General features: G+C 41.4%; 14 protein-coding genes, 1 riboswitch and 2 other annotated features. Of the genes, 6 read left to right on the plus strand and 8 right to left on the minus strand.

What is annotated here, in order from left to right; translation table 11 throughout:
* Window positions 1-125 precede the first annotated feature (125 nt).
* The 4 genes from AC4PHI_RS09250 to AC4PHI_RS09265 form a co-directional block, all read right to left on the minus strand.
* A complete protein-coding gene (locus AC4PHI_RS09250) occupies window positions 126-590 on the minus strand; it encodes a low molecular weight protein-tyrosine-phosphatase (protein WP_492199625.1) in 465 nt (154 codons plus the stop codon).
* Complete coding sequence (locus AC4PHI_RS09255) at window positions 587-1,033, minus strand: YaiI/YqxD family protein (RefSeq protein ID WP_492199626.1); 447 nt, start codon at window positions 1,031-1,033, stop codon at window positions 587-589. The genes AC4PHI_RS09250 and AC4PHI_RS09255 overlap by 4 nt, the downstream gene beginning before the upstream one ends.
* 70 nt (window positions 1,034-1,103) lie before the next feature.
* A complete protein-coding gene (gene leuS, locus AC4PHI_RS09260; protein WP_492199627.1) occupies window positions 1,104-3,518 on the minus strand; it encodes a leucine--tRNA ligase in 2,415 nt (804 codons plus the stop codon).
* A 54-nt stretch (window positions 3,519-3,572) separates the two neighbouring features.
* Window positions 3,573-3,781: a binding site (T-box leader), on the minus strand.
* 33 nt (window positions 3,782-3,814) lie between these two features.
* On the minus strand, window positions 3,815-6,217 hold the full coding sequence (locus tag AC4PHI_RS09265; RefSeq protein ID WP_492199628.1) for a muramidase family protein: 2,403 nt from the start codon (window positions 6,215-6,217) through the stop codon (window positions 3,815-3,817).
* Between the two features lie 312 nt (window positions 6,218-6,529).
* On the opposite strand from AC4PHI_RS09265, the gene AC4PHI_RS09270 reads away from it, so the two are divergent.
* The 5 genes from AC4PHI_RS09270 to mnmM all read left to right on the plus strand — a co-directional run bounded on the left by AC4PHI_RS09270 (window position 6,530) and on the right by mnmM (window position 10,678).
* Window positions 6,530-7,183: a DUF1700 domain-containing protein gene (locus AC4PHI_RS09270; protein WP_492199629.1), complete on the plus strand. Its 654-nt coding sequence runs from the start codon at window positions 6,530-6,532 to the stop codon at window positions 7,181-7,183.
* Complete coding sequence (locus tag AC4PHI_RS09275; RefSeq protein WP_492199630.1) at window positions 7,180-8,355, plus strand: DUF4097 family beta strand repeat-containing protein; 1,176 nt, start codon at window positions 7,180-7,182, stop codon at window positions 8,353-8,355. Before AC4PHI_RS09270 ends, AC4PHI_RS09275 begins: the two co-directional genes overlap by 4 nt.
* Before the next feature lie 109 nt (window positions 8,356-8,464).
* Window positions 8,465-9,118: a phosphatase PAP2 family protein gene (locus AC4PHI_RS09280; RefSeq protein WP_492199631.1), complete on the plus strand. Its 654-nt coding sequence runs from the start codon at window positions 8,465-8,467 to the stop codon at window positions 9,116-9,118.
* A gap of 16 nt (window positions 9,119-9,134) precedes the next feature.
* The gene (mnmL, locus tag AC4PHI_RS09285) at window positions 9,135-10,103 is read left to right on the plus strand and encodes a tRNA modification radical SAM protein MnmL/YtqA (protein ID WP_492199632.1); all 969 of its coding nucleotides are present in this window, start codon (window positions 9,135-9,137) and stop codon (window positions 10,101-10,103) included.
* Window positions 10,097-10,678: a tRNA 5-(aminomethyl)-2-thiouridylate-methyltransferase MnmM gene (gene mnmM / locus AC4PHI_RS09290; RefSeq protein WP_492199633.1), complete on the plus strand. Its 582-nt coding sequence runs from the start codon at window positions 10,097-10,099 to the stop codon at window positions 10,676-10,678. Before mnmL ends, mnmM begins: the two co-directional genes overlap by 7 nt.
* A gap of 70 nt (window positions 10,679-10,748) precedes the next feature.
* On the opposite strand, the gene metK is transcribed toward mnmM, so the two are convergent.
* Window positions 10,749-11,933, minus strand: coding sequence for a methionine adenosyltransferase (gene metK, locus AC4PHI_RS09295; RefSeq protein ID WP_492201574.1), 1,185 nt, complete (start codon window positions 11,931-11,933; stop codon window positions 10,749-10,751).
* Window positions 11,928-12,019: riboswitch (SMK box riboswitch) on the minus strand. (Overlaps the previous gene by 6 nt.)
* Window positions 12,020-12,141: 122 nt before the next feature.
* Between metK and AC4PHI_RS09300 the strand changes: the two genes are divergently transcribed.
* Window positions 12,142-12,909: a hypothetical protein gene (locus AC4PHI_RS09300; protein WP_492199634.1), complete on the plus strand. Its 768-nt coding sequence runs from the start codon at window positions 12,142-12,144 to the stop codon at window positions 12,907-12,909.
* Window positions 12,910-13,019: 110 nt separating this feature from the next.
* Here AC4PHI_RS09300 and rplL read toward each other — a convergent pair whose 3' ends face one another.
* The 3 genes from rplL to rplA form a co-directional block, all read right to left on the minus strand.
* The gene (gene rplL, locus AC4PHI_RS09305) at window positions 13,020-13,391 is read right to left on the minus strand and encodes a 50S ribosomal protein L7/L12 (protein WP_492199635.1); all 372 of its coding nucleotides are present in this window, start codon (window positions 13,389-13,391) and stop codon (window positions 13,020-13,022) included.
* A gap of 54 nt (window positions 13,392-13,445) precedes the next feature.
* On the minus strand, window positions 13,446-13,949 hold the full coding sequence (gene rplJ / locus AC4PHI_RS09310) for a 50S ribosomal protein L10 (protein WP_492199636.1): 504 nt from the start codon (window positions 13,947-13,949) through the stop codon (window positions 13,446-13,448).
* Between the two features lie 84 nt (window positions 13,950-14,033).
* Window positions 14,034-14,159 (minus strand) — a sequence feature (ribosomal protein L10 leader region).
* A gap of 54 nt (window positions 14,160-14,213) precedes the next feature.
* Window positions 14,214-14,903 carry a 50S ribosomal protein L1 gene (gene rplA / locus AC4PHI_RS09315; RefSeq protein WP_492199637.1) on the minus strand — a complete coding sequence of 230 codons (690 nt, stop codon included), beginning with the start codon at window positions 14,901-14,903 and terminating at the stop codon, window positions 14,214-14,216.
* Window positions 14,904-14,989 lie beyond the last annotated feature (86 nt).

Raw genomic sequence — 14,989 nt, forward strand, 5'->3', positions numbered from 1 at the left:
AACTGATAATATTTACTTGCAGTTTCACTAGGCAAACAGGCATGGAAAAAAAGAAATCTCTTTTTCCATGCCTGTTTTTGCTAGTAAACCAATAGTAATTGTTTTTTCTGATGCCCTATTATGTTTTAAATTTCTTCTTTGATTATCTCCAGCCACACTTCACTGCCTTGATCAATCAATTCGTAAGTATAGTCAAAATCACCTGTATAATAAGGATCCGGGACTTCATCAATATTCCTGCTATCCACAACAGACAGAAACAATTTTATTTTATGGTGATAGGCTTCTGGTGCCTCCCGCTTCAAGTCAATAATATTTTGATTGTCCATTCCAATAATATAATCAAAAGTAATAAAATCTTCTTCACGGATAACTTCTGCTTTGATGCCAGAATAGTCGATATCATGTTTATCCAAAAGTTCTCTTGTCCCGTGATGAGGGGCTTGTCCTACGTTCCAGCTGCTGGTAGCTCTGGAAGCCACTATAACTTGACCATCCACCCCGTCTTCTAAAAGTTTTTTGCGGAAAACTGCCTCAGCCATTGGAGAACGGCAAATATTTCCCAGACAGACGAATAAAACTTTTTTCATTGTTCCACCTCATCTAATATTTTTTCAAATTTTGTGACAAAATTTTGTCGTGATGCTTCACTAAATTTTTTTGGTCCTTTTGTCTTTTGACCGCTTTGTCTCATTTTTGCGGAAAAATGCCGGCTTTCAAGGAGCATATCTATGGTTCCTTGTGTGTATTCTTTCCCGGAGTGGTGAAGGACTCTCACTTTTTTAGGCAATGCCAATGCAGCCAAACCATAATCTTGCGTCACTAAAATATCCCCATCATGCAGCAGAGAGATGATTTTAAAATCTGCAGAGTCTTGCCCCCTGTCCACGTACACACAAGTGACATTTTTAGGGACTCTATTTGATGCATGGTCATAACTTGTCACCAGAGTCACCGGCACTTTTCGCCGTTGGCATATTGTATAAATGTTCTCTTTGACGGGACACGCATCCCCGTCTATGATTACTTTCATGAAGTTCCTCCTGACTTTCCTATCTTGAAAGAAAAGGATGATGTGCCGGCACATCACCCTTTTCATGAAATTAATTAGCCACGATATTGACTAGTTTGTTAGGAACAGCGATGACTTTTCTCACCGTTTTATCTGTCAGCTGTTTAGCAATTTCTTCGTGCTGCAGCGCAAATTCAATCAGAGCATCTTTTTCCATATCACTTGCTACAGAAACACGAGCTCTTACTTTTCCATTAATTTGAATGACGATTTCTATCATATCTTCCGTCAGTTCTTTTTCATCATAAACCGGCCATGGAACATAAGTCAAACTGCCATCCATTCCCAGTATTTCCCACAGCTCTTCACCCAAATGAGGTGCGATAGGCGCAAGCAATTGGACAAAACCTTTCACATAATCATATGGAAGGGAGTCCTGTTTATTCGCCTCATTAACAAAAATCATCAACTGTGAGATAGCTGTATTAAAGTGCAGCATCTCAAAATCTTCCGTGACCTTCTTGACGGTCTGATGGTAAACCCTTGTCAGCTTCCCATCATTATAGGTAGTGATTCGGTCACGCATCTTTCCTTTTTCATCAACGATCATCCGCCAGACACGGTCCAGGAATTTGCGTGCGCCTTCCAACCCGTTTTCACTCCAAGCAATAGAAGCATCAAGAGGACCCATGAACATCTCATACAAACGCAGTGTATCAGCGCCATATCTGTGGATCACATCATCAGGATTGATAACATTTCCTTTGGATTTAGACATTTTCTCATTGTTTGCTCCCAAAATCATGCCCTGATTATAAAGTTTCTGGAACGGTTCTTTGGTATGAACCACACCGATGTCATATAAGAACTTGTGCCAGAATCGTGCATACAGCAAATGCAGCACCGCATGTTCTGCACCGCCGATATAAATATCCACAGGCAGCCAACGTTTCAGTTTTTCCGGATCGGCCAGTGCTTTTTTGTTATGAGGATCGATAAACCGCAAATAATACCAAGAGCTTCCAGCCCATTGCGGCATGGTGTTTGTTTCCCGACGGCCTTTCAAACCCGTTTCAGGATCTACCACGTTGACCCAGTCTTCAATGTTGGCCAAAGGTGATTCGCCAGTACCGCTAGGATGAATATCTGTCGCCACAGGCAATCTCAAAGGCAGCTCTTCTTCCGGAACAGCAGTTGTCGTACCATCTTCCCAGTGAATAATCGGGATGGGCTCACCCCAATATCTTTGACGTGAAAAGAGCCAGTCGCGTAGACGGTAGTTGATTTCTTTTTTCCCTACCTGATTTTCTTCCAGCCAGTCAATCATGGTTTTGATTGCCTGTTCATTTGTCAAACCATTCAAAAAATCTGAATTGATGTGAGTGCCCTCACCTGTATAGGCTGCTTCATCCACATTGCCCCCTTGGATAACAGGGATGATCGGCAAGCCAAATGCTTTGGCAAAGGCATAGTCGCGTTCGTCGTGAGCCGGAACCGCCATGATAGCACCAGTCCCATAACTGGACAATACATAGTCGGCAATCCAAATCGGCATTTTTTCCCCGTTCGCCGGATTGATGGCATAAGCACCTGTGAACACGCCGGTTTTTTCTTTTGTTAGCTCTGTACGATCCAACTCAGATTTGTTTTCGGCTTCTTTGATATATTTTTCGACCACTTTCTTTTGTTCTGAGGTCATGATTTCTTTCACCAAAGGCAATTCTGGGGCAAAAACAGCATACGTGGCACCAAACAACGTGTCTGGACGAGTGGTAAATGCTGTAAATTCCTTGTCAGTTCCTTCGATTTTAAAAGTGACATGGGCCCCTTCTGAACGGCCGATCCAGTGACGCTGCATCTCTTTAATACTTTCCGGCCAATCCACCAAGTCCAAATCATCAATCAAACGATCGGCGTACTTTGTAATCTTCAACATCCACTGTTTCATCGGCACACGGTAAACTGGGTGATCTCCTCTTTCCGACAGACCATCGATCACTTCCTCATTAGCCAATACCGTTCCTAGAGCCGGACACCAGTTTACTGGTACTTCAGCTTCATAAGCCAGACCTTTTTCAAATAACTTAGTGAAAATCCACTGGGTCCATTTGTAGTAAGAGGGATCAGTTGTGTTAATCTCACGGTTCCAATCATAACTGAAGCCTAAAGAGTTTATCTGTCTTTTAAAAGTTTTTATATTTTTTTCAGTAAATTCAGCCGGGTCGTTCCCGGTATCCAGCGCATATTGTTCAGCCGGCAGTCCAAATGCATCCCATCCCATGGGGTGTAGCACATTATAACCTTGCGCCCGTTTCATTCTTGACAGGATGTCCGTCGCAGTATAACCTTCGGGATGTCCCACGTGCAACCCTTGCCCTGATGGATAAGGAAACATATCCAAAGCATAATAATTTGGTTTGCTTTCTTCTTCCGTTGTTTTGAACACTTGCTCTTTGGCCCAATATTTCTGCCATTTCTTCTCTACTTCGAGATGATTAAATCCCATTTTCGTCCCCCCTGTAATTAAATAAAAAAAGTCCTATAAAAGCATTTTCTGCTTTTATAGGACGTCATATCAACGTGGTACCACCTAAATTTCATCGGAATCTCCGATGCTCTCATGCTCGATAACGTGAGCAGCCGTCTCAGAATGTTAGCAATCATTTTTGTTTCTTAAGGCAAGTTCAAAAGTTCCATCATACACATTTTCACCAAACATGTGCTCTCTGCCATGATCCCACTTTTTACTACTCCTTTTCTGGATGATGACATCATATCAAAAAAGAATTGCTTTTGCAAATATTACTTCACTCTCAGGCTTTGGCCCACATAAATCACATCACTGGTCAGTTTGTTCCATTGTTTAAGCTGGGCAACAGAAACTCCTTTTTCCGCAGAAATTTTCCACAGCGAGTCGCCGGCTTTAACAGAATAATATCCTGCACTTGAAGATGGTTTGCTGCTGGTCGACACGGACTGATTTACATTAAGTTTCTGTCCCACATAGATGACATCGTCTTTCAAATTATTCCAGGACTTCAACTGGGATACTGAAACACCATATTTCGCAGCAATGCCAAATAATGTATCCCCTGATTTTATAGTGTAGGAGGTCGTGCTGGTACTGGTGTTCGCCGGTTTGCTCGGGTTGCTGGTATTGCCGGCACTTCCTGAAATTTTTAACTTTCCACCCACATAAATCATATCGCTTTTCAGATTATTCCAAGACTTCAATTGAGCCACACTCACTCCATATTTCGACGCAATACCGGATAGAGTGTCTCCTGATTTTATAGTATAGGATGTGGTAGTATTGGAGTTTTGATTATTAGTCGGCTTTGTTGTGCCAGACGAAGCAGTGGTGTTTAACTTTATCTTCTGCCCCACGTAGATCAAATCACTCTTTAGGTTATTCCAAGATTTAAGTTGGCTGACAGACACTTTGTAACTTAATGCAATGCCGTACAACGTATCCCCTGATTTGACTGTATAGGTTTTCGTGCTGGTTGTAGTTGTATTGTTATTGGCAGTATTGCCCGTCGGATTGCTGTTGCCTGCAGCAGCTCCTTTAGCAGCCACTTTCAGCTGTTGTCCGATAAAAATCGTATCGCTTTTCAAATTATTCCAAGATTTCAACTGTGCGACTGTTACGCCATATTTCAACGCCAAACCATACAGCGTGTCCCCGGCTTTTACCCCATGAACTGTTTGACCGGAAGTGTTTGAGGACTGACTGCCAGTGTTCCCGGTGCTATTTGAACCTGTAGAACCACTGGAACTACTGCCTGAAGTATTCAGCTTCAACGTCTGCCCCACATAGATTAGATCACTTTTTAGATTGTTCCAAGATTTCAATTGGACCACAGTCACTCCGTACTTCAATGCAATGCCAGACAGCGTATCCCCTGCTTTAATCGTATAAGTCCCGTTGGTCGACTGATTATTATTGCTGTTTTGATTAGAGTTATTAGAAGACGTCCCCCCGCCGGAGCCCCCTCCGCTCACTACATTTTTTACGGTCAGAACATTGCCCACATAAATCGTATCGCTTTTCAAATTATTCCAAGATTTCAACTGGGCCACTGTCACACCATATTTTAGTGCAATACCATATAGTGTATCCCCTGCTCTGACAGTATGTTTCGTAGAATTGCTGTCAGGAGTAGTAGGCGGCGTAACCGTCGTCCCACCTGTGTTATTTCCGGTATTTCCGCCACTTTGATTCCCAGTGTTTGTATTGCCGCTGCCTCCTAGCGTATCATAAGATGTTAAGCCATAACGGTCAATAATACTGTTCAATTTAGAGCCGTAATTCGGATCTGTGGCGTAGCGTCCTGTCAGCCAAGCTGTTGCATCTCTGAAAGATCTAGTGTTGCTCTTCCATGCGCCCGAATAAAAATAATTGCCCGCAGAAAAGCTGGTGTTCCTTAAAACATTGGCATTGTCTTGTAAAGACTGGCTGTAAGAAGGATATTTTCTGAATGCCGCCGGGACGATAACATCCCGTCCATTGATATGTTCCCAAGTTTGCATCGTTACAGATTGGCCTTGATAGCTTCCTTTGATACCAAACAAATTATGATTCGGCGGCAAAGACAAGGCACTTGAACCCCAGCCGCTCTCCAAAATTGCCTGAGCAATCATGATAGACGCGTATAAATCATTCTGTGCAGCCACAGTTTGGGCCTGATCGCCAATCGTCTGGATAAAATCCTGCTCTGACGAAAAGGGGCTGTAACTTCTGGCAGAGCGGTAGAATGCTGTAATCCCTGTTGGAAAAGCATTTTCCTTCAGCTCTTTTTCTTCTGTCACGATTGGCCCGTCAGGTATCCCTTCCTCGCCTTCATAAAGAACTTCTTCAGTAGTTTCTTCGTTTTCGGCCTGATTTTCTGCCGATGATTCCTGATTTTCCACGGTCCCTTCAGATGAATCTACCACTTCCGTTTGAGATACATCTGTTGTTTCACTTGTCACCGTACTGCTTGTTGTTTCAATATCAGGAAGTTTTTCCGTTTCCTGCTGATCTATCATCTTAGGCTGCTCAGGATCCAATTCTGAAGCTTTCACTGTTTTGATACCCTCCAGTGTTGGTACTAAAGCAGAACCCACAACCATTGAAGCACTCAATAACGAGGCTCCTTTTCTTAAAATCACAGGAGATTTCGGGTGATTGTTTCTTCTTTTTTCTGAACGTTTCTCACTCATTTTTTCCACTCCTATTTCCCTAAAAATTCACGTTTAAATAATTATAGCATTAATCCATTAAAAATAACTGTTCAACACTCATTTGTTACAGAAAAATAATAATCGTTAAACAAGAGTTTTCAACTTTCTTTTCAGAAAAATCTCCATTGATAAAAAACTGCTAGTCGAAACCTATTAAAGGCGATAAATCAATAAAACTCAAGTCTAATCCTCCCTCATACTTAAGGCCGATTTTGGCCCAATCCTATTGTAATCATGCTGAAAAAACTATATATTGAGTATAGAAATCAATGTAAAGAAAAGAGGATCTCTATGAACAAGGAACATTTCATGACGGAATTAAAAATTCAATTGCGTCCTTTATATAATGCTCAACTGGTTGCTGTACTTGAAACCTTTGAAAAAAAATTTGCAGAAGGTGAACTGGCCGGGAAAACAGAACAAGAAATTTCAAAAGAACTTGGGTCTCCAGTGGAGATTGCCCATGAAATTTTAAAAGACCTTAACATCCAGCCTACGGCAGAATCGAATGCCTACCATGATTGGGAAGAAGTAACTCCTGATAATTACAGCCAAGACGACGGGTTTGACTACTATCACAGCTATGATCAGCGCTATGCTGCACCGCCAAAAAAACCGTCAGCTTTTTTAAGATTCTGTCAGATTACAGGAATCCTCTTTTTTAATTTATTTTTCATGGTTTGGGTACTTTTCGCCGCCGTAATGGTTTTAATCGGTCTTTGGATAACAAATATTATCCTTTTGCTTACGCCAATTTTAGGTATCATCAGCTTTTTTATTCCATTCACATCCTACCGGCTCCTTACATTGTCAGGAACGATCGTCTTGTTTGGACTGGGCTTGATTGGTTTCGTGATTTTAAGAGCCTTGACCATCTATTTCCTGCGATTCTCAAGATATTACATCCAATCCAATCTAAGAATACTGAGGGGTAGTCAACAATGAAAAAGAGTACAAAGTATATTTTAATTATTGCTGTTTTAGCCCTCGTCGCCGGAGCAGTCGGGGTCGGCATTGGTATCGGTCAAGTGAGCAAGGACCGGCTGGATGTGGACTTGGCACTAAATAAAGAGGTGGAAGAATTAACCTTGCGCATTGACAATGCCAGCCGGATAAACTTGCAGATCGGCCGAAGCGAAAGTGACCATATAACGATTAAGGATCGGTTCATGCCCACCAAAACGGCTTACGATTTTAACGAAAAGGGAAAAACCGCAGAATTAGCTTTCACACTTGATAATACAAGTCCTCTGCCTGAAGACTTGCAGATAGGCGTTCATACCGGAAACGAATTAGAAGTAACCATTCCTGACAGTATCAAGAAACTTCATATTCAATCAAATTCCAGTCAGCATACTTCCTTGAACTTCAGCCAGTTGACCTTGGACAAACTTTCCCTGAATGCTACCAATACAGACACGCATTTTTATGACATCGATATCCATGAGTTTGAAAGTGCAGTCGACAGCGGCTCTGTCCACCTGAACGACAGCAATATCACCGGGAAATCAACCGTTAAAGGAAAAGCGGCTTTCATCGCCCTTGAACGAACCACCTTAGCAGAAGATACCCAGCTTGTTTCGCAGTCAGGAGACATTCAACTTTGGAATGTTACGGCAAAAAAATTAACGTTGGAAAATAAAAAAGGGGATATTACACTAGAGGAAATTAAAGGCCCTATCCAAGCTGTTTCGGAAACAGGCGATATTTATCACCTTGCTTCCAAACTGACCGAGGATGTTCAATTGACTTCAAAGAACGGCAAAGTCATTTCCATATTGAGAGAAAAAGCAAAATCCCAAGTCAATATCCAAGTCAAAAACAGTCCAGATACTTTACTGTTCAATGAAGAAAAAACGGCATTCGGCGATGACAAGGCGGATCATACAATGACTCTCCAGTCTGATTTGGGCGTCGTCAGAGTGTATCAGCTGATTCCCATTGGCTACGATGAAGAAGAGGGAGAAATCCAGTTAGACGAAAAGGCAGATCCAGATACTATTGATCATTATCGCATTGATGGCAAAGATGAAGCAGTGATGGAAGACTCTCGAATCGATTTTCATAATAGCTATTGGCCAAATAATCAATTGTTCGGCATTTACTACCACTATTAAGCTCTGATAGTCAATGAACTTTAATCTCTACTTAAATAAAATCTATGTTATAATGAAAAAGCTCTTTAGAACTCTAAAGAGCTTTTACTAATTGAAAAGAGGCACCCAATTGAAACACACAAATAAAACATTATTCTTACAATTTTATGCCAGCTCAGCACTGGTTCTTTTTATGATTCTTGGCTATACGGCTAAATTTTACGAAGAATGGCTATTAAAAATCGATCTGCCTATTATAACGGCTGTTGCCGGCCATCGTTCAGCAACTCTGACCAGTATGTTTATCTGGTTTACCAAATTCGGCAATGCTGCCACTGTCATTTTTTTATTACTTGTTGTTGCGGCTTTTCTTTGGCAACATAAGAAAAAGGTGGAGTGTGCTTGGCTGATAATCAATTGCGCCCTTTCTGCCGGCGTGAATTTTCTGATTAAATTCTTATTTGAACGCCCGCGCCCTTCCATCAGCCATCTGGTTTCGGCAACTCATTTTAGTTTTCCCAGCGGGCATGCCATGATTTCAATTTTAATGTACGGCACATTGATTATTATTTTGGCCCCCTATGTCAGACTAAATATTTGGGCTAAAATCGCACAGCTCGTCCTCGCCCTTTTGATATTGCTGATCGGTATCAGCCGTATTTATCTGGGAGTGCACTATCCTTCAGATGTACTGGCAGGGTATTTATTAGCACTCAGTTGGCTGGGTTTGAGTTATCCTGTTTTTGCCAAGTACCGTTTCAAACAACTATTCCATCATTCATAAGAAAGAGAGTCTTGTCATGAATTTTGTCTACTCCAATGATCCAAACAAACGATTTCATACCCTGAACTATGCATTTAGAAAAAAATTTGGCGAGAAAGTCTTCAAAGTGACCATTGACGGCGGCTTTGATTGTCCAAACCGTGACGGAACAGCGGCATACGGCGGTTGTACTTTCTGCAGTCTTTCCGGTTCAGGAGACGCCATTTTGGCACCGAAGGACCCATTGCCCGTTCAATATCAAAAAGAAGTGGCACGGATGCACGAAAAATGGCCGTCAGTCAATAAATACATCGTCTATTTCCAAAATTTTACAAACACTCATGCCTCTGTGGACGTCATCCGTCATCGTTTTGAACAAGTCATTAATGAAAAAGGGGTCATAGGACTTTCAGTCGGCACACGGCCCGATTGTCTGCCTGATGATGTGGTGGAGTATTTGGCAGAGTTGAATGAACGGCTTTATCTTTGGGTAGAGTTGGGACTGCAAACAGTCCATGAAAAAACAAGCCGCAATATCAATCGTGCCCATGACTACCAAACTTATCTGGACGGTGTGGCGAAACTTCGCAAACATCAGATACGGGTCTGTACCCACCTGATCAACGGTCTGCCGCAGGAAACACCAGAAATGATGCGGGAAAATGTCCGCCGTACCATTTTAGATTCTGACATCCAAGGAATCAAAATCCATCTGCTTCATTTGATGAAAAATACTCGGATGCTGCGTGATCATGCCAATGGAAATTTGAAATTCATGAGTCAGGAAGAGTATGTGAGTTTAGTTTGTGATCAACTTGAAATGATTCCCCCGGAAATCATCATTCACCGTTTGACAGGTGATGCTCCCAGAGATGCTTTAGTCGGTCCTATGTGGAGTATCAATAAATGGGAAATACTAAATGCCATCGATGATGAGATGAAACGACGTCAAACTTATCAAGGGATTTATAACGTCAGACACGAAGGGAACAGACAATCATGTTAGCCAGTGCATTAAAATTTGGTCATCAGTTGCTGGCAGAGGTTATCGTCTCTGGAGATACTGTAGTAGATGCCACTGTCGGAAACGGCAATGACACCTTGTTCCTCGCCAAACTCGTGGGAGAGCAAGGCAAAGTCATCGGCTGTGATGTTCAAGTTCAAGCAATCGAAACCACAGAGCAAAAATTAATTGAGCAGCAACTGGCTTCTCAAACCCGGCTATATTTACAAGGTCATGAAACTATCAGGGACATTCTGACTAAAAATGAGCGAATCAAAGCGGCTGTTTTCAACTTAGGCTACCTGCCTAAAGGAGATAAACAAATCATCACACAGGGAAAAACAACCATCACTGCACTCTCTGCATTGATGGCTCATCTGGAAAAAGGCGGTCGTATCGTCATCGTCATTTACTACGGTCACCCTGGAGGAAAACAGGAAAAAGAAAGCGTCCTTGAATTTGTCAGAACAATCCCACAAGAAGCGTTCAATGTATTGAATTATCAGTTTATCAATCAGAAAAATGCTCCGCCAATATTGATTTGTATCGAAAAGAAATTAAGGAAAAATGCTCCTTAAAATTCTGCGATTCATTTATCTTACAAAAAAGACTTTGACAAGGCTGATATGTGCCTGTCAAAGTCTTTGTTTATTCTGCCAAACTGGCCAAAAGTGCCTCTACTTTATCTGTCTTTTCCCAAGTGAATTCAACATCTGTCCGGCCGAAATGACCATAAGCCGCCGTCTGTTTGTAAATAGGTTTTGTCAAGTCCAGCATCTGGATGATACCTTGGGGACGCAAGTCAAAATTAGCTCGTACTGCTTCAACTAGCCGTTCCTCTGATACTGTTCCCGTGCCGAATGTATCAATAGCGATTGACACTGGATGGGCAACTCCAATGGCATAAGCCAGCTGCACTTCGCATTTTTTTGCCAACTTCGCAGCTACAATATTTTTTGCAATGTATCTTGCTGCATAACTGGCAGAGCGGTCTACTTTTGTTCCGTCTTTCCCGGAAAATGCTCCCCCGCCATGACGGGCATAGCCGCCGTAAGTATCCACGATGATTTTTCTTCCGGTCAAACCCGCATCTCCTTGGGGTCCGCCGATCACAAAACGCCCTGTTGGATTGATAAAATAACGTGTTTTTTCATCAAGTAATTCAGCGGGTATCACAAAACGAACCACATGCTCCATGATATCTTCTTTGATTTGTTCCAAGGACACCCCATCTTCGTGTTGAGTGCTGATAACTACTGTATCAATACGTTTAGGCTGACTCTTGGCATCATACTCTACTGTTACTTGGGATTTGGCATCTGGTCTTAAATAAGGAAGTTCTTTACTCTTCCTTAATTCTGACAAGCGCCGTACCAAGCGGTGACTTAACGAAATAGGCAAAGGCATCAGCTCAGGCGTTTCATCACAGGCAAACCCAAACATCAAGCCCTGATCTCCAGCTCCGATATCCTTTTCTCCTTGTTCTTCTCTCGTCTCCAACGCATTGTCCACCCCTTGGGCAATGTCCGGCGACTGTTCGTCGATTGCTACCATGACAGCACAAGTATCTCCGTCAAAGCCGAATTTGGCCCGAGTGTAGCCGATATCTTTAATCGTTTGGCGTACTACTTTCTGAATATCCACATACCCTGTCGTAGATATTTCTCCAAATACAAATACCAAGCCAGTGGTGACTGCTGCTTCACAAGCAACCCGGGCATGCGGGTCCTGTTCCAATAAAGCATCTAAAATCGCATCACTGATTTGATCTGCCACTTTATCCGGATGGCCTTCAGAAACAGATTCTGAAGTAAATAGTTTTTTTTCCATTATTAATATTCCCCCATTATTATTTTTCGGTTACAAGGCATCTTTAAAAAAACAGCTTTTTAAATCCTATCGGGAATCTTGCAACGTTCTTAGTATAACAAATTTAAAGTAAAACACCATACTTATTTAAAAAGCAATCCCTACTTGACGAAATTATGTTCTTTCTATAGGATTATTAACATAAGTCATCTACTTGAAGAGGAGACGTAAAGTGAACAAAATAAATAATCAATCTTTTAATTTTTCATTTATTCTATTAAATGCAGTAATTCAAACCATCATCAGTTTTCTTCCGGGAATGCTGCTGAATAAAACAGGCCGTTATTTTTCAATTCACTTGCTGATATTTGTTGGCTACCTGCTGTTATCTGAATTTTTTATGGCTTTAATCAGAGACCGTTATCAATCTGGAAGAAAACTTTCTGTTCAATTATACAGTGTCAAATTAGCAATTTCTTCTTTGTTGATTATTTTATACGGCATGAATACGACGTGGCAATTCGGGGTCATTTTAGTCGGTTATGAAGCTTTTCAATTTTTATCTTTTTCCAGTATTTATCACTACCCTGACTCTTTTCTTTATACCGTCACTCAAGCTTTTTTTAAAGGCATCGTTTTAAACATGATGGTCTATCTGTCTGATTCTTTTTCCTTTAAACTGGAATTGGCTCTTTTGTTTACAGTCAGTGCCTGCGTTATTTTATGGCACACATCAATCATTCAGAAAATATATTCTTACTTAAACCGGCAAAGAATTTTCAGTTTGCTCAGTGTTGTTTTTGTGATTATCACCGGATCTGCTCTATATTTTTTTAACCTGAAAAAACAACTGTCTTTCGCAGTATTCATCGTGGCATCCCTTGGTTCAGCCGCAATCTTTTTAGTATCAAGTCTCATGAAAAACTTCCGCAAGCGGGAACTGTTCCTAAATATTAGTGTCCTGGTTTTGTTATTTATCATCTATTTCAATTGGAAATAATCTGCTGGAATAAAAATAGATGACCCCAAAAGTTAGAGTGATCTCTAATTTTTAGGGGTCAGTTTTTTTCAGAAAAAAAGACGCTGCTTTCGCAACGTCTTTTAAAATGATTATTTTAATTCTACTGAAGCGCCAACTTCTTCTAGAGCTGCTTTCAAAGCTTCTGCTTCTTCTTTAGCAACGCCTTCTTTGATTGGTCCTGGAGCTCCATCAACAACAGCTTTAGCTTCTTTCAAGCCTAGGCCAGTTGCTTCACGAACTGCTTTGATAACTTTAACTTTTTGGTCGCCGATTGCTGTCAATTCAACTGTAAATTCAGTTTGTTCTTCAGCAGCAGCACCATCACCAGCGCCACCTGCAGCAGCAACAGGTGCTGCAGCTGATACACCAAATTCTTCTTCGATAGCTGAAACTAATTCGCTTAGTTCTAAAATGCTTGATTCTTTCAAATCAGCAATGATTTGTTCAATATTTAATGCCATTTTATATTCCTCCATTATATATGTTAGTTTTGATACGAAAATTTTAAGCAGAAATTAAGCTGCTTCCCCTTCTTTTGCCTCTGCCACTGCTTTGACAGCATATGCCACGTTGCGTACAGGAGCTTGAAGGACTGAAAGCAACATTGAAAGCAAGCCTTCGCGGTTTGGCAATTTGGCCAATGCAACGATTTGTTCGATTGAAGAAACTTTTCCTTCAATGATACCACCTTTGATTTCCAATGCTTCTGCATTTTTAGCAAAATCAGCAATGATTTTTGCAGGTGATACTACGTCTTCGTTACTGAAAGCCACAGCTGTAGGTCCAGTGAATACTTCATCCAAACCTTCCAAGCCAACTTTCTCAACAGCACGTCGTAAAATAGAGTTTTTGATTACCCGCATTTCCACACCGCTGTCGCGCAATTGTTTACGCAACTCAGTCACTTCTGCCACGGTCAGTCCGCGGTAGTCAACTACCACAACAGATGCTGCCTGGTCAAATTTCTCTGCGATTTCTTCTACTAGTTGTGCTTTTTTTTCAATCACTTTGTTGGTCATTGATTAAATTCACCTCCGTAATAATAGATGGTGGAGAGTCTATGTCCTGTCAGCAGCAAGGCTTTGAAAGCCTAAAAGCGCTGACGGAGAAACAAAAAAACTCCATGCCACCGTTGACATAGAGGGACTATTGATCATACTCAATGTGGTCCTCGGCAGGAAATTAAGGCATCAGCCACCTGCTGTCTTCGGTACATAATTAAATTATTTTATTTAACCTAGACAACCTTATCATGTAAAGCCGTCTAGGTCAAGTATTTTTTATTACAAAGATTGAACGTCCACTTTGATGCCAGGGCCCAATGTAGTTGTGATCACCAGGTTTTTAATATAATTTCCTTTTGCAGAAGCAGGTTTTGCTTTCAAGATCACGTCATGGATAGTTTGGAAGTTTTCGATTAGCTTGTCGTCAGCAAATGAAACTTTCCCCATTGGCATGTGAATGTTTCCTTGCGGGTCTACACGGTAAGTCACTTTACCAGCTTTGACTTCTTCAACCGCTTTTGTAACGTCCATAGTTACTGTGCCGGTTTTAGGGTTAGGCATCAGTCCTTTAGGTCCCAACACACGGCCCAATTTACCAACTTCAGCCATCATGTCCGGAGTTGCTACAACAACGTCAAAATCGAACCAGCCGCCTTGGATTTTTTGTACCAAGTCTGCGTCTCCCACATAGTCAGCTCCTGCTGCTTCAGCTTCCTTAGCCTTATCGCCTTTAGCAAAAACCAAAACAGATTGAGTCTTCCCTGTTCCGTTTGGCAAAACGACCGCTCCACGGATTTGCTGATCTGCTTTCTTAGGATCTACGCTTAAACGATAAGCAACTTCGACTGTTGCATCAAATTTAGCGAAATCTATTTCTTTAGCCAAAGCGATTGCTTCAGCTAAATCATAATTTTTTGTGTTATCAACTTTTTTCAAAGCTTCTTGCATTTTCTTGCCTTTTTTAGCCATTTTGTTTCCTCCTTGATTGTGGTTATAACGGTAGAACCTCCCACGTGATTTATATTTTTCAATATAAACTGACTGAGAAGCTACTT

This window comes from Vagococcus sp. QWL-13 (assembly GCF_058683555.1).